Annotated in this window: 14 protein-coding genes and 4 pseudogenes; 9 read left to right on the top strand and 9 right to left on the bottom strand. The window is 69.1% G+C overall.

Annotated elements, in window-relative coordinates; genetic code table 11:
* The first annotated feature begins 159 nt into the window (after positions 1–159).
* The 3 genes from G9272_RS00085 to G9272_RS00075 all read left to right on the top strand — a co-directional run bounded on the left by G9272_RS00085 (position 160) and on the right by G9272_RS00075 (position 3,212).
* A complete protein-coding gene (locus tag G9272_RS00085) occupies positions 160–837 on the top strand; it encodes an SDR family NAD(P)-dependent oxidoreductase (protein ID WP_171394591.1) in 678 nt (225 codons plus the stop codon).
* 706 nt (positions 838–1,543) lie between these two features.
* Complete coding sequence (locus G9272_RS00080; RefSeq protein ID WP_171394590.1) at positions 1,544–1,732, top strand: hypothetical protein; 189 nt, start codon at positions 1,544–1,546, stop codon at positions 1,730–1,732.
* Between the two features lie 94 nt (positions 1,733–1,826).
* Complete coding sequence (locus G9272_RS00075) at positions 1,827–3,212, top strand: condensation domain-containing protein (RefSeq protein ID WP_253267624.1); 1,386 nt, start codon at positions 1,827–1,829, stop codon at positions 3,210–3,212.
* A gap of 505 nt (positions 3,213–3,717) precedes the next feature.
* Here G9272_RS00075 and G9272_RS00070 read toward each other — a convergent pair.
* The 3 genes from G9272_RS00070 to G9272_RS00060 form a co-directional block, all read right to left on the bottom strand.
* Complete coding sequence (locus G9272_RS00070; RefSeq protein ID WP_171394589.1) at positions 3,718–4,428, bottom strand: helicase associated domain-containing protein; 711 nt, start codon at positions 4,426–4,428, stop codon at positions 3,718–3,720.
* 294 nt (positions 4,429–4,722) lie between these two features.
* Positions 4,723–5,007: a hypothetical protein gene (locus G9272_RS00065; RefSeq protein ID WP_253267623.1), complete on the bottom strand. Its 285-nt coding sequence runs from the start codon at positions 5,005–5,007 to the stop codon at positions 4,723–4,725.
* Between the two features lie 26 nt (positions 5,008–5,033).
* A complete protein-coding gene (locus tag G9272_RS00060; protein ID WP_253267622.1) occupies positions 5,034–5,321 on the bottom strand; it encodes a hypothetical protein in 288 nt (95 codons plus the stop codon).
* A 105-nt stretch (positions 5,322–5,426) separates the two neighbouring features.
* Here G9272_RS00060 and G9272_RS44875 point away from each other — a divergent pair, with 105 nt between their 5' ends.
* Positions 5,427–5,975, top strand: a complete 549-nt coding sequence (locus G9272_RS44875) for a helix-turn-helix domain-containing protein (protein WP_253267621.1) — start codon at positions 5,427–5,429, stop codon at positions 5,973–5,975.
* A gap of 705 nt (positions 5,976–6,680) precedes the next feature.
* A complete protein-coding gene (locus G9272_RS00050) occupies positions 6,681–8,102 on the top strand; it encodes a hypothetical protein (protein ID WP_171394587.1) in 1,422 nt (473 codons plus the stop codon).
* A 145-nt stretch (positions 8,103–8,247) separates the two neighbouring features.
* Here G9272_RS00050 and tpg (G9272_RS00045) read toward each other — a convergent pair whose 3' ends face one another.
* Positions 8,248–8,805 (bottom strand): telomere-protecting terminal protein Tpg, encoded by a 558-nt coding sequence (tpg, locus tag G9272_RS00045; RefSeq protein ID WP_171394586.1) that lies wholly within the window; start codon positions 8,803–8,805, stop codon positions 8,248–8,250.
* 91 nt (positions 8,806–8,896) lie between these two features.
* Positions 8,897–11,011 (bottom strand): telomere-associated protein Tap, encoded by a 2,115-nt coding sequence (gene tap, locus G9272_RS00040; protein WP_171394585.1) that lies wholly within the window; start codon positions 11,009–11,011, stop codon positions 8,897–8,899.
* 252 nt (positions 11,012–11,263) lie between these two features.
* Between tap and G9272_RS00035 the strand changes: the two genes are divergently transcribed.
* A complete protein-coding gene (locus G9272_RS00035) occupies positions 11,264–12,265 on the top strand; it encodes a hypothetical protein (RefSeq protein WP_171394584.1) in 1,002 nt (333 codons plus the stop codon).
* A 16-nt stretch (positions 12,266–12,281) separates the two neighbouring features.
* Positions 12,282–12,651: pseudogene (gene tpg / locus G9272_RS44870) on the top strand (telomere-protecting terminal protein Tpg); the annotation flags it as partial.
* A 134-nt stretch (positions 12,652–12,785) separates the two neighbouring features.
* Here the strand turns inward: tpg (G9272_RS44870) and G9272_RS00030 are convergent.
* The 3 genes and pseudogenes from G9272_RS00030 to G9272_RS00020 all read right to left on the bottom strand — a co-directional run.
* A pseudogene (locus G9272_RS00030) lies at positions 12,786–13,499 on the bottom strand (DNA polymerase III subunit alpha); the annotation flags it as partial.
* A 306-nt stretch (positions 13,500–13,805) separates the two neighbouring features.
* A pseudogene (locus G9272_RS00025) lies at positions 13,806–14,499 on the bottom strand (DNA polymerase III subunit alpha); the annotation flags it as partial.
* Between the two features lie 288 nt (positions 14,500–14,787).
* Positions 14,788–14,991, bottom strand: a complete 204-nt coding sequence (locus G9272_RS00020; RefSeq protein ID WP_171394583.1) for a hypothetical protein — start codon at positions 14,989–14,991, stop codon at positions 14,788–14,790.
* A gap of 245 nt (positions 14,992–15,236) precedes the next feature.
* Between G9272_RS00020 and G9272_RS00015 the strand changes: the two are divergent.
* Both G9272_RS00015 and G9272_RS00010 read left to right on the top strand, forming a co-directional pair.
* Positions 15,237–16,049 (top strand): annotated as a pseudogene (locus G9272_RS00015) (DUF2252 family protein); the annotation flags it as partial.
* 291 nt (positions 16,050–16,340) lie between these two features.
* Positions 16,341–16,514: a hypothetical protein gene (locus G9272_RS00010; protein ID WP_171394582.1), complete on the top strand. Its 174-nt coding sequence runs from the start codon at positions 16,341–16,343 to the stop codon at positions 16,512–16,514.
* Positions 16,515–16,607: 93 nt separating this feature from the next.
* On the opposite strand, the gene G9272_RS00005 is transcribed toward G9272_RS00010, so the two are convergent.
* Positions 16,608–18,671 (bottom strand): helicase associated domain-containing protein (locus G9272_RS00005; RefSeq protein ID WP_171394581.1); only part of this gene is annotated, 2,064 nt, incomplete at its 5' end.

Below are 18,671 nucleotides of genomic sequence, written 5' to 3'. Positions count from 1 at the left end.
TTGGCGTGCTACCGTGGCCGACGTAACCAGATAGGCCTTTCCGAATCCAAACCGGAAAGACCTATCCATATCGATTTGGGGCTGTACTCCCGGCAACGCTCCCACACACCGCGACCCGGTCGCGGACCCCGAGAAGACGGCCTCGCGAAAGGACCTTCTGTGACCAGCATCGCCATCGTCGGAGCCGGCCCCCAGCTCGGACTGGCCATCGCCCGCACCTTCGGCTCCCGCGGCTTCGACATCGCCCTGATCTCCCGCAACCGCGACAAGCTCGACACCCTCGTCGGCAAACTCGCCGCCGACGGCATCCCCGCCGCCGCGTTCCCTGCGGACGTACTCGACCACGACGCCCTCACCAACGCTCTGCACGATGCAGCCGCGCACTTCGGCGGCATCGACGTCCTGGAGTACTCCCCGGTCGGCACGTTCAGCACCACCGCACTGACCGCTCCGACCGCGACGGAGCCGTCCCACGTCGAATTCGAGATGAACTTCCAGCTCTACGGGGCGATCACGGCCACCAAGACAGTGCTGCCCGCGATGCGCGACACCGGCGCCGGCACCCTGCTCTACACCACCGGTGCGGGCTCCATCGTCCCCGACCCCAGGGTCGCCAACGTCAACGCTGCCGCCGCAGCGCTGCGCAACTGGGCGAAGAACCTGCACAACGAGCTGGCCGGCACCGGCGTTCAGGCCGCACACGTGGGTATCGACGTGTCGATCGGCACCGCAGTGATCCCCGGCCTGCCGACGGCCCGGCCCGAGCAGATCTCACCGCTCTACTGGGAACTGCACACCACCCACCGCGAAGAGGCCGAACGCGTCTTCCGGCTCTGAACCCCGGCGGACCAGCGGCAGCGCCCTCCCTGATGCCGCGGCTGCCGATCGGAACACGCAGCCTCACGAACCACCGCTGCGGCTACCGGAACAGCAGCCGCAGAGCGGACGGCTGACCGTCCGACGACACCACGGCGCCCGGCGGCAGGGAAGGCCGCAGCGGAACCCCGGCTCCCACATCGACGCTCCCTACGCCCCGTATACCGGAGAAGAAACGGCCGGTCAGACACGACGGATATGGCGGATCCGCGAGATCCGTCCCGGGAGCGGCGGCCGGCGCTCTACGGTGCTGCGGTGAGCGACGAGGTACAGGCGCCGGCCGGCGCGAGCGAGCCGGAGGCCGACGAGGTCCTCACCGGCGCACCGACAGCTCAGGGCGAGGCGGGCATACGGGCGTTGGGGCTTCTGCAGGACGCCCGCCGGGTGCTGACAGGGACGGACTTCATCCGGCCGGCAGAAGCCGCCGCGACGTGTGTACGGTCCACGGCGGACGCACTTCTGGGCCCGCCGGGCGCCCCGGTCACGGTGGGACTGAAGCCCGCAGCCAAGGGCCTGATATCCGCGGTGGACGCCTTCCCGACGCCGGACACGCCCTGCGACACCGAGGGACCGACCGACGCCACCGACGGGCCCCTGCCTGCCGCCGAGCCGCCGGCTGACCCCCGAAGCCGCCCGACCCACCATCTTCCACGCCGACCTGGAGCAGGTGCACACCGACGACCCAGCCGCGTACGGCGGGGTCCGTCTGGCGCGCACCGTGCTCGACCTCGCCGCAGCGGACGCGGACGCCGCCACCGGCCTGGCCGAGCGCACCCGCCACCTCAACCGCCTGGCCGACGTCGACGGCCGGCTGCCGCCCTGCTCCGCCCCGGCCCGCAGGAGCACGTCCTGGTGAGGCAGCTCCACCACCTGACCGCCGACGGCACCTTCCTCACAGAACCGGCGTCGGCCCCCACTCTGTCCCGCAGTACCCGACCCCAAGGCAGGGTATGAAAACGACCACCGGTCCCCGGCACCCGGCACTTCCGCTCTCCTCGCGCCAGGAATTGTGCTGGGAGTGGGAGCGCTGCCACGGCAAGCCCTATCCTGCGGTGGTCTCGATCGACTGCTCGACCGCCCTGCGGCTCCTGGGGCCGCTGGACGCCGGCGCGCTGCGGGAGGCCTTCGCCGAGGTCACACTCCACCACGACGCCCTGCGCCTGCGGCTGGACGAGCCGCCGGAGCGGGCCGCCGACGTCGTCCGGCCCCACCAGACGCTTCGCGCCACGCCCCTGCCGCTGGAGGAGGCCCTGCTGCCCGCGCGGCCGTACCCGCTCCTGGTGGACCTCAGCACCCGCCCCTTCGACGTCACCGAAGCCCTGGGACGCGCCTACCTGCTGCGCGCGGCCCCCGACCACCACGTCCTGCTCACCTGCTTCCACCACCTGGTGTTCGACGCGGCCAGCCACCGCCTCTTCCTCAGCGACCTGGCCCACGCATACAACCGGAGGGTGGCCGCCGGGGTACCGCTGCGGCCCGCCTTCTCCTACCTCGACCTCATCCGCGCCGAGTCCACCCGCCAGGCCCTGGACGACCGCGCAGCCCGCCTGGCCGCCCGGGCCGCGCTGTTACAGACGTACGGCGCCGGGGACCTGCTGCCAGGCCGTACCGCCGGGCCCCCCGCGCTGCGCCACCGCTACGACGAGGAACCCCTCGACTTCTCCACCGAGCAGACCCGGCAACTTCTGCACGCGGCCCGGGCCGCCAGGGTCTCCCTGTACTCGCTGCTGACCGCGGCGTTCGCCAGCGCCCTCGGCCATCACTTCGGCCGGGAAAGGATGATCCTCTCCACGCCGTCCCACGGCCGGCTGCGGCCCGAACACCGCACCGCCGTCGGTGACTTCGCCAACATGGTGCAGATCCCGGTGGACGTGTCGCAGGACGGCGGGCACCGGCTGCTGCGGCAGACGCACGAGGCCGTCCGCGAGGCCTCGGCCACCGTCGACCTGCCGTTCGGGCTGCTCGCCGAGACCGTGCTGGGCCGCAGCGGCGACGCCGGCTTCTTTCGGTACGCCCTCGGGCACGCCGCGCTGCGCCTGCACGGGGTGACCGGCTGGGCCCTGGACCGGCAGCGCGACGACGCCACCCCGATGCACGCGATGCGCACCGACGTCATGCCCATAAGCCAGGACTCTTCCCGTTTGACCTACGCCACCCGCCAGGCGTCCGACGCGGCGGCGGCCACGCTCGCGCTCAGTCTCACCATGACGCAGGACGCCCGCCTGTCCGGGGCACTGCGCCACGAGAGGGCCTACCACGGCCCGCACACCGCACGCTCGATCCTGCACCACCTCCGTGAACGCCTGGGCGCACTGTCCGGCTCGGCCGGGACGTGAGGCGTCGGCAACCGGTGCCGGCACAGGGAGCCGGAGGCGCGCGCCGCAGGCAGGGCGTACACGTACTGCCGCCGGCACCTCAACGCGTCGATGGTCCGGTGCGCACAGACGGCCCGCACAAGTGCCCGCCGATGCATCTCCACCGCATCTCGTTGGCTTCACATGGCGCGCTCCTTCCGCGCTGCGCGGGGGAGAAGCCGAACATGGTCAACGGCAACGCGTCCCGACGTCGAGGAGTGACCGGAGGATCCGACCGTGCCTGCGGACCGTCGCCTCCGCAACGGGAGATACCGACTACTCCAACGGCAGCCTCCGACCAGCGCAGACAGCTCGACTCCCGCCCCACCTCACCGAACACCACGTCGACAGACCGCACATCGACCAACGTCACCCCGCCCCGCCCCGCCCCGCTTCTGCCCCCTGCACACCGACACGAACGGCTCACCGGCCATCGGGTAATGAGTCCAACAGAAAATCAGCCGACCCCGCCCGGCCCAACCAGCCCTCAGTCGAACAGGCCGAGATCCGCCAACTGCTGGCGCTGCGCATCCGACAACGATGCCCGCCGACTGCGCATATTGCTGCGCCACACCCCCAGACGCACCTCGGTACCGTCCTCCAGCCGCTCTCTGTGGGCCCGTGGAACGGCCACAGACCCAGTACGCGCCTTGTACTGCACCAACGCCCCCGCACCCCGCTCGAACGCCCCAGCGCCACCCTTGAGCGGCTTGGCAGGTGCCTCCCGGGCCGCGGACAGGGGCGCGATGCCGAGCTGCTCCAAACGCTCCCGCTGCCCGTCTGCCAAGGCCTGCCAGACGGCCGGCTGACGCTGCCTGGCGAGCCATGCCCCGACGTCCAACCCGCTGACGGTCACGCCGGGCTGCACCTCGGTCTGGCCGCCCTCGTCGCGCAGGAGTTCGCGGACGGCCGCGTAGTGGCGCTGCCAGGTGACAGGCCAGGCCGGGTTCCAGTCGCAATCGATCGCGGCCAGCGCCGCGGCGCGTTCAGGATGCCTGTCCAACACACCTGGCCTGCGCAGATTGGATACAAACTGTCCGACGGGCTTGCCGAGAGCGACGGCTGTACGCGGCGCACAGAGAGTGAAGTGCTGCTCGAAGTAGGCACGGCAGGCAGCAAGGTTCTCCTCGAAAGCCGCATCAGCGGCGTCCCAGACCATGCCGAGCTGCTCCAGCCGCCGGGCGCGCTGGCCGGTCATCTGACAAATCTGCCAAAGATCACTAGATGAACGATGCGTCGACCTGTTGGTCTAGTGATCGTTTCAGGATTGCTTGACCTCGTGTCGTGCGGAATTGAGCTGGGGTTTCCCTTGAGTTCCGGAAGCCCCAGAGGCTCTGAAGTGCGCGTTCAGTGATCGTTTCGGAATGTAGTGACCGTCGTGGGATTTCCCTCTGCTGCTTGGCGGTGCTGGGGCTGCTGTTGCAGAGGACAGCCCGAGGTTGGCGAGGTCGCGTACGGTCTGACTCTTCCTGAGGGCGCCGTTTCGCGCAGATCAGCGCTCGTGCAGCGCCTTCCACAGCTCGATGAAGGCCTGGCGGGCGATCGCGTGGTCGGCGCCCTCGGGGCCGTCGAAATGCTCGGCGACGGATCGGATTTCGGTGTGCTGGCTGCCGCGCTGCCACCGAGTTGCGGGGGTGGACCAGGTGTCCGGTCGGCCGATCCTTGCCGCGTGGCGACCGCGTCCCGCAGAAACTCGTGACTGCGCGCTGCGGTGCCACGGATCCCCGGCAGTGGTCGGCGGGACAGTCGCATAGACCGCAGTCAGGATGTCTGTCACGCGGGCTTGTCCCAGGTCCATGGTGGTCAGGTCAGGAGGGTGGCGAAGACGCTGGCCGCGGTGGTGGCGAGGGTGATGACTGCAGCGAAGGCGACGGCGGCGCGGGTGAGTGCGGTGGGGTAGGTCGCGCCGTCCATGTGGGCGAGTTTGCCGGCGCCAGCGGCGGTCAGCAGCGCGACGACGATCACGAGGGCGGTGGCGAGGAGGACGACGGCGACGGTCACGGCAGACTCCCAGTACACGAAGGTGTGTTGACGTGGACGAAGGTCGTGGAAGTGGTGTTCGCCGGGGTTCGCCGGGACGAAGATGAACACCAGCGAACACATCACGGCCCGGGGGCGAGCACGTGCACGACGAGCAGAACGGCCACAATCCGGCACTCACCGAACTGCGCAGGAGGCTGAAGCGGTCTGGCCCGCATGCGGCTGGACAAGACGGCTCTGGCCGGACGGGCGGGGCTGGGGCGCACGATCGTGTCGCAGGCATTCCAGGCCGACGGGCCGGTCCCCTCGGCACGGACCGTGGCCGCGCTGGCCCAAGCCTTGAAGCTGCCCGTCGAGGAGTTACTGGTGCTGCGGCGGGAGGCGGCCCGGGGTGGCGTTGACGAACGGCCGGGGCCCGGAAGGTTGATCGCGGACTGGGAACCGTACGATCTAGAGATCCATCCGGCTGGGCACAGCAAGGCGGTTGACGGCTCCGACGTGCCCGGTACCCGGCCGCTGCCCGGGTACGTGCGGCGTGACCATGACCGCGTGCTGGACGAGGCTGTCAAGGATGTGGCGGCCGGCCGCAGTCGGATCGTCATCCTGGTGGGTACCTCGTCGACCGGGAAGACCCGAGCCTGTTGGGAGGCCGTGCAGCCGCTCGCAGAAAAGAGGTGGCGGCTATGGCATCCTTCGACCCGACCCCTGCCGGCGCAGCCCTGGAAGACCTCCACCGTGTCCAGCCGCGCACCGTGGTGTGGCTGAACGAAGCCCAGCACTACCTCGGTTATCGGGAAGCCGGCGAACGGATTGCCGCCGCACTCCAGACTTTGCTCACCACTCCAGAACGTGGCCCCGTACTTGTACTGGGCACCCTCTGGACCGAGTACGACACCCGGTACACCGCCTTGCCGTCATCAGAGGGGCAAGACCCGCACAGCCGGACCCGGGAACTCCTGTCCGGCCGCACCCTGAGCGTCCCCGAGACGTTCGACGCTCAGGCCCTGGCTACGGCCAAAGCCCTTGCCGGTGACCGGCTACTGACCGACGCCCTCACCCGTGCTGGGGCCGACGGGCCTCTGGCTCGTTCAACAGAGCGTCGACCGACGCGAACAGCTCTTCCCGGGAACCCCATCTGGATGATGACGTCCATCTCGTACTCGGCCACTGGGTGGCTCGCGTCCGGCGGGCTGGCCGGGTTCCGAGAGCCGACTGCACAAGGCTAGAGGTCACCTCCCAACTTGCCGCCCTCGTCTGCCGCTGAGTCACATGTGCCGAAGCACGATAGTTGTCACCATCGGCATCCGCTGTCCTGCGGCTTCAAGTAGGACAAAGCGTGGTGGTTGTCACCGACTTGGTTTTGTGGTTGGTGCCGGGCGGCGGCCCTCGGCGATCACGGGCCATATTTCGCGCGCCCTGCGCGAACCCCGCCTCCTACGATCGCCTGGTACGACTGCTGGAGGGGCGGAAATGCTCGAGGACATCGGGGACAGGACAGCGGCAGCGACGCGGCTCGCGGGAGGTGCGCCGCTGCACAGCACGCTCGATGTCGCCGACCCCGCTGACTGGCTCACGCTGGACGCAGCAGTACGCGAGGCGGCCTGGTACCGCCCGCAGTTCCGTCCGGGGTGGGAGCACTCCGCCCCACTGCCCGTCGACCTCACTCAGCTCGGCGAGTCCCGGCTCGCACTCGCCCTCTGCCACCGCGACGGGCGGATCCGTCAGGAGGCTCTGCGCCAGTCGGTCCGGTACCCCGGCCTGCTGCCGTTGGTCGTGATCCGCTGCACCGACTGGGTCGAGCCGGTGCGCGAGCACGCCCGGCGGCTGCTGCGCGAAGCCCTGAATGTGGACTCTGCCCTCGACCTCGCGCCGCTCATCCTCCGCGTCGGCCGCCGCGACAGAGGTGCCTTCGGCGTCGAGGCGCTCGGCCACATCCTGCGTCAGGCAGCCCACGGGCAGCTCGCTGTACTCTTCGCTGACCCCGACCGCATCGTCCGGCGGTTCGCCTACCGGCTGGCCGTCGAAGGCCGACTGCTCCGTCCCGCCGAGCTGGCCCGCGCGGCCGCCCGGGACCAGGACACCGTGGTCCAGGACCTGTGTGCCACAGCGGCGCTCACGGCTCTGGGGGATGAGGAGGCCTACGAGGGTGTGCTGCCTCCACTGCTGTGCGCCCGCAACCCACGTGTCCGTTCGGCCGGCGTCACCGCGCTGAGACGGGCAGGGCGGTCGAAGCAGGCGGAGTCGTTTCTCAGCGACCGTTCCGTGCTCGTGCGTGCTTGTGCCCGGTATGTCGTACGACAACAGGGTGGTGACCCGGCGGCCTGGTACCGGGAGCGGTGCACGGCAGCGGACGACCCCGAGTTGCCGCCCGGTGCGGTCTTCGGGCTGGCCGAGTGCGGGAACCGCGCGGACGCCGTGCTGCTGCGGCCGCTGCTCGTGCACCCGGCGGCCGGGGTGCGGGCGCGAGCGGTGGCAGGGTTGCGGGCGCTGGACTGTGTGGATGCGAAGCAGTTACGGCCGCTCCTCGACGACCCTGCCGCCGGGGTTGTCCGCGAGACCGCCGCCGCCTTGCTGCCCTCGGCCAAGGAGCTGCCCGCTGACTGGCTGTTGGAGCGCACCAACTACGAGCGACCGCGGCACGTCCGCGTCGGCGCGTTCCGGCTGCTCGACGAGCGTGGCGGCATCGTGGCGCTCCGGGCGGCAGTCGGTCTGTTCGAGGATCCGGATATGAAGCTGCGCACCTGGGCCGCGCAATCAGTGCAGCGCTGGCATCCGTCACCGGACGGGCGGCGCGGGGATCCGGAGGTGGGTGAACTGCTCGACCGCAGCCGACACCTCTTCAGCGACCACGTGCTGCGCCGGCGCAAGTGGGAAGCCGGGGTGGACAGCTGAGACTGCACCGCGGTCCAGAACTCCGCTCGACACTCGCCGCCCGGTGGCCCTGGTGACAGCACGCCTGCCTTGGTGACAACTATCGTGCTTCGGCTCAAGTGCTCAGTCACAACGAGCGGGTGCCGGGCTCCCGGGTTGGTGGGGGTTAGTAGTCGAGGTCGAGGTAGTCGATGTCGTTGAGGGTGACGTCGGAGAGTCCCGTGGCGCGGGCTCCGTTGTCCTGGAAGTAGATCTCTTTGAATCCTTCGGCGATGATCTGGCGCATCTGCTGGTCGCTGGCTCCGGTGTCGCGGGCGTTGAACAGGCGCTGTGCGTAGGCCGGGGGGAGATGGACGGTGAGGCGGCGGAAGCGTCCGTCGTCGGTGGTGCCGACGGGTGCGGTGTAGCCGAACCGGGCCCTGGTCTCCACGGTGATGCCCGTGGTGGTGGCGGCCTGCTTCCGGCGGCGTTTGCGGACCTGGGGCTGCCACCGCTGCCGTACGGCGGCGTCGATCCGTTCGGCGATGGCCTGTGGCGGGTGTTTGCGTTCGCCCTTGCGGTAGCGCTCCACCGACCGTTGGCTGACCCCGATCTCGCGTGCGACGGCTTTGGTCGTCTTGAGCTGCTTGATCAGGAAGTTGATGCGCGCCTGGAGTGTCTTGGGCGGCTGGCGGGTGAACGCTTCCCGGTCGGCTCGTTCGATGGCGTCGTCGATCTCTGCCACGGCTCAGCCCTTCTCGACGGTGGGGTCCTGGCCACCCGTGTTGGCCAGCGGGATCCAGGTCTTATGCATCGGGCCGGTGTCGGGCACTGGCCTACTCTCCTTCGTCGAGGACGGCGTCGCCGCCCTTGATGTGGCGGGCGGGGTTGTGGCCCTGTTCCATCAGGTCGACCGCCCAGAGCATCGACTGGACGCCTTCGAGTTTGGCCAGGCCGGGGGTGGGTCCGAGGCGGAATCCGCCGGGCTGGGGCTTGCCGGAGGCGGCGTAGGGCAGGAAGTCGAGCGGGCTGTCCCCGGGCGAGGGGTAGACGACGCAGTCGGAGAGTACGGCGAGCGGGTACAGCCCCGTCATCTTGGCCATGTTGGTGAGTTTGCGGTGCATGTTGACCCGTGCTTTGGAGATGACGGCGGCGCGGATGTCGGGGCGCCAGGTGGGGCGTTGGAGGGCGGGCCACCGTTCGCCTTCCTTGTATTTCTTGCCCTGGGGGCGTTCGCGCAGTTTGCCGATGCCGCCCTTGACGGTGGCCTTGATGGCGGCGAGGACGGCCGCCATCGCCGGGTCGGTGTCCTTGTGCCGCTCCATCGCCGCCAGGAACTGAACGTCCGTGAGCTCCTTGGTGACGCCGAGGTCGGCGAGGGTGTCGACGTACGCCTCCTTGAGCCGGTCGTGCCACGGGTCCAGGTACGCGCCGGTCCCGCGGCGCAGGTACCCCTCCAGGGGAGCCACGTTGTGGCCGAGTTCCTGGGCGTAGGCGACGGTGTGTGTCTGGTACCAGGCAGGTCCCGTCGGCCGGCTGCCGTCCGGGGTGAACGGCGAGGGCAGGCGCGGGTCCACCTCGACGTGGGAGAGGTCGACCAGCCAGCTCCCGGGGATCTTCGGGTTGAACGTCGGGCCCACGAAGTGGTCGGGGGCGGACAGGCCGACGACCAGGCGGGCCGCGGCGGCGAGGAACGCCGTGTTCAGGTCCAGGCCGACCGCGAAGGGCAGCGTGCACTCTTCATCGCTGAGCAGGTCCACCGGCCGCACCCACTGGTACGCCTCCTCGTTCAAGAACCCGCCGCTCCAGCCGCTGTCCACGACGACGGGGTGTTCGGGGGTGGCTTCCGGCGGCGCAGGGTCCATCGGCTCGGTGCCAAGGCTGCCGGGGTTGTGGCCGGGCACCCAGTTCCCGCTCGCCTCGTCGCGCACCGCGCGGGTGGGCGGGCGCAGCGCGGTCATCAGCTCCAGCCCCGATACGGCCGTCGACCCGCGCGGGGTGATGACCCGGGTCGCGTACACGCCGAGGACGCGGGCGATGTCGGCCGGCTCCATCTCCGCCACCCCGGGCCAGGACCGCTCGTCGAGGGCGTCCCAGGACAGGATCGCGAACTGCACGCACTGCCGCTCGCGGCCCTGGGCCTTGCGGTAGATCCTTGCCCAGGGGCCGAACCCGCGCTGGGTGAGCCGCCACTTCGCCTTGGCCACCTGTTTGACCACGGGGTGGTCCTCGGGCAGGCGCAGGGAGCGGCGCTGTTCGTGGCCTTCCAAGCGCTCGGGCAGTCCGAGTTTCACGGCGGCTGCGGCGGTGAGGACGATCAGCGGGTCGGAGTCCTTGCCGTAGCGGTTGAGCTTCGCGGCACCGAGGCCGGACTCGCGCAGCGTCCACTCCACCAACTCCGGAACGGTGGTCGCCGGGCAGTCCAGCACGATCCCGCCCGTGCCGTACGCGCAGCCGTCACCGTCCAGGACCGCGAGCGGGCCGTGCGGGAAGCGCGGGTCTGCTGCGGGCTGCGCCGCCCTCTTCGTGGCCGGACGCCGCGACGGCGCAGCGGGCCGGACGGCAGGGCGTGCCGGCGCCGCAGCCGGAACGGCGGAAGCCTGCGGGGCCGGGGCATCTGCCGTCTCCGCCCTGGACGCACCCGGTTCGGCAGACGCCGCAGGCACGGTCGCGGCAACCGGAGCTGTCGGAGCTGTGCCGGGGGCGGGGTACTTCGCCGCCCACCCGTTCAGTAGCCGCTGGTAGGCATCCAGGCGCGGCGACTTCGGCTCGCTGCGGCCGTTCTCCCAGTTCTTCACCGACTGGGTCGTCGTCTTCAACGCGGTGGCCAGGCGGGCCTGCGTGATGCCGGCAGCTTCACGCAGCCGGGCACGCTCCGCCGGAGGCGGCAGGTGCGGCTCCTCGTTCAACAGAGCGTCGACCGACGCGAACAGCTCTTCCTCAGATGCCATATCCCCGCACCTTCACATCAGAACCCGACATCGCTTAGCCAGAAAATTACCCCATTCCTTAACCTCTGCGTGCCCGAGGTCGGCGAGTGCGGCGAGCTTGTCGGGTGAATGCGGTTCTTTACTTGGCGGACGAGCGCAGTACTTGGCGGCTCTCGTTGGCCCTTGAGCGTTGCAGCTAGCCCGTGCCTACCCCCCTCGGGCGGCACACTGCCCCGGCTCTTGAGGTTCAGGCGGGGGCGTTAGCCTCAGCGGATGATTCCTGAGCCGCCACCGAAGGTCATCACGCGTCTCCGCGACGGGCGGATCCACGCCTACGTCGTGGGCGTCGGCGTCTACGGGACGCTGGAGCCCGCAGCGGTTTTCCAGCCGCGGGATGGCGAGGAGGTCGTAGCGTCGGTGGTCCGGCAGGATTTGGAGCGGGTCGTGTACACGACGCTGAACGGAGTCGTCTGCCTCACGCGCGCCGGCGACCTCATGTGGGCTGCGGACTTCGAACCGCACTCTGACGTACGCCATGGCCACCGGCCTGGCTGTGCGCTGTCTCTGGACGGCCGGACGGTGTGGGTCTACCGGCCGGACGCGATGGCGGGCCGCGGGGGCGGAGACCAGTGGGTTGTGCACGATGCCGACAGCGGTGTGGTTGTCGCCCGTCGGGAGCTGGAGACGGTCGGGCACGGCGCCTTCCACCACGTGCATCCCGTGGACGGCAGCGTCTACCTCGACATTGGTGAGGGCCAGGACGGATCCGTCATTCTCCGAAGCACGGGCGGGGCGGACAGCGAGCCGGAATTCGTCACGTACCCGTGGCCGGACCGCTGCCTGATCGACCTGGCTCCGTCCGGGCACCAGTTCATGACCGTGGACCACGGGCAGGCGGACGTCGCCTTCCACGACCACCCCAACGGGGACGTGCTCTTCACCCTCCCCGTCGAAGCCTTCGGGTACGACCCGGAGGAGTCCTTCGTGGAATGGAGCGGCGGCTACCTGACCGAGGACACGGCCATCGTCACCCTGGGCGGTGAGAGTCAGGACGAGGAGGAGTGGTTTCGCTACCACCTGGTCGACGTACGCACGGGCACCCTCAGCGGCGAGTTCACCGTTGAGGCGAGCAACCCGTACGAGCTGGTGCCCCTGGGCGACGGTTCCTGGCTCACCGGCGGCCCCGGCGGCGACCCCGTCCGTTGGTCCAGCGCTCCGCAGCCGCCGCCGCACCCGGCCGTACCAACCTCTCCATACGAGAGGCGGCAACCGTGACGGCAGACCCCCGGGACGCATCAACTTCCTGCTGAAGCAGCTCAAGACGACCAGGGCCGTAGCCCAGGAACTCGGCATCACCCAGCGCTCCGTGGAGCGCTACCGCACTGGCGCGCGCAAGCAGCCGCCCTAAGGAGATCGCCGACCGGATTGGCGCGGCTGTACGCGCCCGCTGGCAGCCCCGCGTTCCGCGACCGGCGCCGCAAGCAGGCCGCCGCCACGACCGGAATCACCGTTGAGCCCCGCGCCCGGTTCGCCTACAGCGCGCCGATCGGCACCACCGACGACGGCCGCACACGGCGCATCACCTCTTCGACACACAGAAGGGCATCAGCGACCAGTCGATCCACGAAGTTATCGCCGAAGGCATCCAGGAAACATATTTTTTACCACGGATGACCCGCCGACCATCTCGAAGTCGAATTCACAGGCATCGACTACATCGATATCTCACTCTAAAAGAAAGTACCTGCCTAGGAGAAATATTGAGCTTTCCGTAAGCGGCCAGGGAAAGGACGTCCAGTTCGTCGGGCTTCTTCTTGCCCATCACGCGGCGCAGGATGTCGGCCTCGCCCAGCGAGTACCCGGCGATGATCTGGGCGGCCTTCTGCACCTGCTCCTGGTAGACGATCAGGCCGTAGGTGACCGCCAGGACCTCTTCGAGCGGCTCCTCGAGCTCCTTGTGGATCGGGGTGATCTCCTGGAGCTTGTTCTTGCGGAGCGCGTAGTTGGTGTGCGAGTCCATGCCCATCGGGCCGGGACGGTAGAGCGCGGAGACGGCGGAGATGTCTTCGAAGTTGTCGGGCTTCATCAGGCGCAGCAGCGAGCGCATGGGGCCGCCGTCGAACTGGAAGACGCCGAGGGTCTCACCGCGCTGGAGCAGTTCGAAGGTCGTCGGATCGTCGAGCGGCAGGGCCAGCAGGTCGAGGTCGATGCCCTTGTTGGACTTCACCATCTTGACGGCGTCGTCCATGATCGTCAGGTTGCGCAGGCCGAGGAAGTCCATCTTCAGCAGGCCGAGCGACTCGCACTGCGGGTAGTCCCACTGGGTGATGGTCACGCCGTCCGTGTGCCGCACCCAGATGGGGGCGTGGTCGACGATGGGCTCGCTGGACATGATCACGCCGGCCGCGTGCACACCCATCTGCCGGACCAGGCCCTCGACGCCCTTGGCGGTGTCGATGACCTTCTTGACGTCCGGTTCGTTCTCGTACATCGACCGGATCACGCCGTACGCGGATGCCTTCACGGCCAGGCGCACGAGCTCGTCGGTCGCGGTGCCAGCAGACGGCGCGCCCGCATCCGAGCGGGGCTCAGCCGCCTGGCTTCCGGCATCTCACCGAGAGGGGCCCCTCAAGGTGCTGGCCAGGCTTGTTCCAGGGGGCTCCGCAGACGGCGCCTCGTGCGGGCGGAGGTTCCCGCTCTCGCCCCGCTGGCCAGCGAACTGCGGGACCTCGCCCCGGTTGCTGAACTCGGTGACCACGCCCGGCGCGGACGTTGGGCGTGATGTCCTCGATCCCGACGGGGACGCCGTCCTCGGTTTCGAAGTCGATGTCGACATCGGGCATGGAGACGCGCTCGGGGTTGAGGAACCGCTCGAAGATCAGTCCGTGCGGGATCGGGTCGAGGTCGGTGATGCCCATGGCGTACGCGACGATCGAGCCGGCCGCCCGAACCACGGCCCGGACCCACGGCGATGCCCTGCTTCTTGGCCCACATGATGAAGTCGGCGACGACGAGGAAGTATCCCGGGAACCCCATCTGGATGATGACGTCCATCTCGTACTCGGCCTGCTTCTGCCGGTCGTCGGGGATGCCGCCGGGGAAGCGGCGGGCCATGCCGCGGCGGACCTCCTCCTGGAACCAGGTGACCTCGGTGTAGCCGTCGGGGATGTCGAACTTCGGCATGAGGTTCTTCGCCTCGAACATGCCGGTGGTGTCGATCTGCTCGGCCACCAGCAGGGTGTTGGCGCAGCCCTCCTGGTGGCCGAGGTGTCGACGGCGTACATCTCGTCGGCGGACTTCAGGTAGTAGCCGGTGCCGGCGAACTTGAAGCGGTCCGGGTCGGAGAGGTTCTTGCCGGTCTGGATGCACAGCAGCGCGTCGTGCGCGGTGGCCTCGTGCGCGTACGTGTAGTGCGAGTCGTTCGTGACGAGCGGCGGGATGCCGAGCTTCTTGCCGACGCGGAGCAGGTCCTCGCGGACCCGGTGCTCGATGTCGATGCCCTGGTCCATCAGTTCCAGGAAGTAGCGGTCCTTGCCGAAGATGTCCTGGTACTCGGAGGCCGCCTTCACCGCCTCGTCGTTCCAGACGGGCCATGGCGTGCCGCCCTGTCCACGGGCATGACCTGTGATGGTCGGGGCCGTGGACAGGGCGGAGGGGTGGTGGTGATCCTGCGGAAAAGGCCGTTGTCAGTGCCCGGTCCTACTGTGGCAACGACAGGGAGGGACAGGTGATGGCGGCGGAGATCTTCCGTACCGGCAGGGTGTGCCCAGGCGCCCCGGCAGGCGCCTGGGCGGTAGTCATCGCCGGATGTGCACGGTGATCTGCAAGCCGCTGGCAGTGGCTCCTGCGGCGGCGACAGCGGCGACGGCCGTGCCGTTGCCGGTCAGGGCGAGGACGAGGACGGTGGCGAGGGTCGCCAGCGTCGTCAGGACGGGCAGCCACGGGTAGTACCGGGCTGCGGAGGACTCCGTACCCGTTCGGGTACGGTCAAGGGACGTCACGGTTTCTGTACTCCTTCGAGGGATCGGGAGCCCGACGTGAGGCGATGGGGAGACCCTCTTCGCGAAGCGGCTTTCCAGGGCATGGCTTCGCAGGGTCTCCCTTCGTCGTCTGAAGGGCCTTCGGCCGTTCAGACTCTAAGCCTCGGGACTGACACCGCGAGGGGTGTCCCCCGTACCTTCAGGCGCTGCCAGTTCGTGTCTGGCAACTGGCAGGCTGACGTCGTCGGTCAGCCAGGACGGGGCGCGTGCATCGTCTCGAACCTCCAGATCGTGGTCGGTCCCCGCAGTTCGACGACGAGCGCCGTGGCGAGGAGATCCTCGCCGTCTTCGACACCGCCTTCGGCCAGCTGCTGGCCGCAGACCCGGCCGCGTTCCGCGTGAAGTTCCGGAAGATGGCGGCCTCGGCCTTCGCGTTCTACCGGGGCACGGCGTGCCTGTTCTACAAGGACCTGGACGACGGGAAGGGGTCCGGTCCCTACCTGGACGAGCGCACCTCGCGCGTGTGGATCCACGGCGACCTGCACGCGGAGAACTTCGGCACGTACATGGACTCCACGGGCCGTCTGATCTTCAACGTGAACGACTTCGACGAGGCGTACGTCGGGCCCTTCACCTGGGACCTGAAGCGCTTCGCCGCCTCCGTGGCGCTCATCGGGTACGCGAAGGCGCTCGGTGACGAGCAGATCACGGAGCTGGTGGAGACCTACGCGGCCGCCTACCGGGAGCGGATCCACGCCGTGGCGGCCGGCGCCAAGCGGGACGAGGTGCCTCCGTTCACGCTGGACACCGCCCAGGGCCCGCTGCTGGACGCGCTGCGGGACGCCCGTTCGCTGACCCGTTTCGGCCTGCTGGACTCGATGGCGGAGATCCGCGACTTCGAGCGCCGCTTCGCGCCGGGCGGCGGCTCCATCGAGCTGGACGCGGCGACGCGCTACAAGGTGCTCGCCGCCTTCGACGGCTATCTGGAGACGCTCCCGGAGTCCTCGCTGACCCGCCCGGACTCGTACCGGGTGAAGGACGTCGTCGGCCGCCGGGGCATCGGCATCGGCTCCGCGGGTCGATGACGACACTGACCGTTGAGGACAGGCGGTCCACGCGAGGACGCCGGGCGTTGCATCGCCACGGTGTAGGTGCGCGACGGCGCACGATCAAGATCGTTGAGCTGGAAAAGCGAAGTGGTCGGCGGCCAGGGAATGTGCCGGCCGTCCATCCGGGCACACCTCGGCCCGTCCACGTCGTGGAACCGGTGCCGGACGGAACTCGGCGCCCGGGCTGAGGGCGTGCGACGCCAGAACCAGACTCCTGACACCCCCTGCGGGGCGTCCGAACCTCCCAAGGGGGAACTCTTCATGTCCACGCTTGTCCTGCTGGTCGGCCTGCTCCTCGGGCTGGTCGGCCTGATGCTGTTCGGCGGTCTCGTCTACCTCGTACACCGCCACCCCACCTGGGCTGTGCCGATCGGCGTCGGCCTGGCAGGACTGACGCTCATGGGCACCATGATCACCGCGATTACCTCCCGATGACAGGGCGTCGTGTGTGGTCGGGGCACAGGGGAGCCCCGACCACACACGAAACCGCAGTCGGTACGCGCCAGGCTCTGGCGGCGGGTGATGTCGTCAACACTCCACATTCCGAATCCCCGCCCACTCCAGTCCAAGGTTGGCGAGTGCGGCGAGTTTGTCGGCGGTCAACTTCCCGCGCCTGCTCTTACTGTTGCTCAGGAACACCCCGAGCTTGACCTCGATGCCGTCTTCCAGCCGCTCTACGTGCCCTCTGGGCACCGTCACCGAGCCGGTACGGGTCTTGTATTGCGCGAGGGCCGCAACGCCCCGCTCGAAGGCGCTCACGGGAGCCGTGGATGGCCTGACGGGTTCCTCCTGCTTCGGGGCGAGTGGTGTGATGCCGAGTTGCTCCAGGCGCTCGCGCTGCCCGTCCGTCAGGGCCTGCCAGACCTGGGGCTTGCGTTGCCGGGCCAGCCACTTCCCTACGTCCATGCCGTGGCAGGTGATCCCCGGCTGTAGCTCGGTCAGGCCGGCCTCCTCGCGCAGCAGCTCGCGTACGGCGGCGTAGTGGCGCTGCCAGTCCGCCGGCCATGACGGGTTCCAGTCCTCGTCCACGACCTCCAGCGCCGTCTTCCACTCGGGGTGTCCGTCGAGGGCACCCGGCCGCCGCAGATTCGAAAGCCATTGCCCCACAGGCCGGCCCAGCATCGTCGCGGGTCGAGGCGCGCACAGTGTCCAGTGCTGGTCGTAGTACGCCTTCGCGGCCTCCAGGTTCTCCTGGAACCGCTCATCCGCCAGGCTCCAGACCATGCCGAGCTGCTCCAGTCGCTGAGCGCGCTGGCCGTTCATCTGCCCCGCCCCGTAGGCCCGTCGTTGTTCCGCGACCCATTGCCCAAGTGGTGTCGCGCCCTCGCGGTGTCCGTAAGGCACGCGGGCGTGCCGCTCGCGTTCGGTGAACTTCTTGAGTGCCGCCCAGCCGCGCGCCCAGTCCTGGCGTTCGGTGTCGATCACGTTGAAGGACACCCAGTCCGCGACCATCACAGAGTCACGCGGAGCGGCGAAACGGAGTAGCAGGCGGGATTCTTCCTCGCCGTCTTTTGGCGCGACACCGATGTTCACGGACGGCTGCGCGACGTCCTTCTGCGGCTCCTGGGGGATGGCGAGTAACTCCACGGCCTCTTCATCGTGGGCCCGCAGACCTTCCAAGACTTTCACCAGAGGCCGGTAGGAGCCGGAGGTGAACATGTCCTCAGGCTGCTCTCCCGGCTGGAGGAAGACGGGCACGATCAGGGAAGCGAGCTTGCCTTGCCCGGGCTTCTGCCGGAGCGCCCGGCCGATGGCCTGGACGATGTCGTGCGGCGCACCCTTGGGGTCCAGTAGGGCAACTGAATCCACGCTTCGAATATCGACACCCTCGCCCAGGACACGACAGTTCGAGAGCACGGCCCGCTGCACCGTGGTCCCGAACGAACCCAGGACCTCTCGCCTGCGTTCGGGGACGTGCTCACCGCACAGCCAGTCCGCCCAGATGCGCTTCGGGTAGGTCTCAGGCTGGTCGGCGTGCAGCTTGGCCGCGACGCGCTCCAGGCCCTCCGCGTACGCCTGTGCCTCGATGGTCCGGTGGTGGAAGGTGATGCACGTCGACAGGTCGTGCTGCGCCATCGTGTGCAGCAACGCGGCCTGGAGGGCTCCCAGGCGCTGCCCGCGGACCTCTTCGGTGTGCCGCTCCTCGCCCATCAGCCGTTCCGGGGTGACGACGGGGTCCTGGAGCTCCAGGACGATGATCTGGTACCGCGCCAACAGGCCCCGGGAGACGGCAGAGGCCAGCGAGAGCTTGTAGAGGACGGGCCCGAAGACCGTCTCGTCATCCATGCTCGCCGCCATCTCCCTCGGCAGCGGGTCACGCACCCCCTCGGCAACCTCGCGGTTCAGCCGCTCCTCCCAGATCCGCGGCGTCGCCGTCAAGTACAGCCGCCGGTACGCCGGGATGACGGTCTGGTCATGGATGTCCGCCCACGCCTTACCCATCGACCCACTTGTCCTGTGGGCCTCATCAACTACCGCGAGGTCTACCGGGTCCAACTTCTGGCCGTAGACGCCCTCGAATGCCTCCGCCAGGACACCCAGAGACGCGTAGGTGGCGTAGATGGTCACGGGCCCGGAGCCATGCCACAGCGC

Origin of the sequence: Streptomyces asoensis (assembly GCF_013085465.1) — a bacterium.
Taxonomy (GTDB): Bacteria; Actinomycetota; Actinomycetes; order Streptomycetales; family Streptomycetaceae; genus Streptomyces; species Streptomyces cacaoi_A.
The sequence above is the reverse complement of the archived record's forward strand: the minus strand, read 5'-3'. Positions and strand labels throughout refer to the sequence as shown.